The organism is Neglectibacter caecimuris (genome assembly GCF_034335015.1).
Taxonomy (GTDB): Bacteria; Bacillota; Clostridia; order Oscillospirales; family Acutalibacteraceae; genus Acutalibacter; species Acutalibacter caecimuris_A.
In genome coordinates, this window is sequence record NZ_JAWXXK010000020.1 from 1 (window position 1) to 730 (window position 730).

Annotated in this window: 2 tRNA genes; both read left to right on the forward strand. The window is 50.4% G+C overall.

Going from position 1 to position 730, the window contains the following annotated elements:
* The first annotated feature begins 202 nt into the window (after positions 1-202).
* Positions 203-278: transfer RNA gene (locus tag U8T64_RS13830), tRNA-Ala, on the forward strand.
* A gap of 124 nt (positions 279-402) precedes the next feature.
* Positions 403-479 (forward strand) — tRNA-Ile (locus tag U8T64_RS13835).
* The last annotated feature ends 251 nt before the right edge of the window (positions 480-730 follow it).

Below are 730 nucleotides of genomic sequence, written 5' to 3' on the forward strand. Positions count from 1 at the left end.
GATAAAGGCTGAGGCTTTTATCTAACATCCAAGGTCGGCGCGAGTCCGGAAATCAGATCGTTGTTTAATTTTGAGGGTCCAAAAGATCGCCTGAGGGCGATCTTCTTGGAATTGCCCAAAGGCAATTCCTCCCTTTCCGAGTTATTTAGAAGGGGAAAGGAACCTCAGGGAGAAGAAGGGGACGCCTTCAGGAAGAAAATATGGGGGTGTAGCTCAGCTGGGAGAGCACCTGCTTTGCAAGCAGGGGGTCATCGGTTCGAACCCGTTCATCTCCACCAGGCCTGGCCAAAAAGTCAGAAAGGCGAGGCAAGCGGGCAGGAAGGATAAGAAAGCACCGAAGGGCAACTTCGAGCGAGGCCGCCCTTATTGGCCGAAGGGAGCATGCCTGACAGGTACTGTCATGGGCTGATAGCTCAGCAGGTTAGAGCACACGCCTGATAAGCGTGAGGTCGGTGGTTCGAGTCCACTTCAGCCCACCAGCGCCGCAAGGCGCAGGGGAAGGAAACGAAGGTCACAAACGCTTCAACGAAGCATAAGCCATCAGGCAGAGAGTGACTTGAGTTTTCAGCCCACCAGCGCTGTAAAGCGCAAAGGAAACCGAAAGGTTTCCATTTGTACCTTGAAAACTGAATAAAGCAGAAGCAGATAGAAATCGAGAAGTTATTTCAGGAAATCAAGTCTAACGATTTGACAAAGGTAATAACTGCAATTTCAAAGTGTGGAAAGCTTA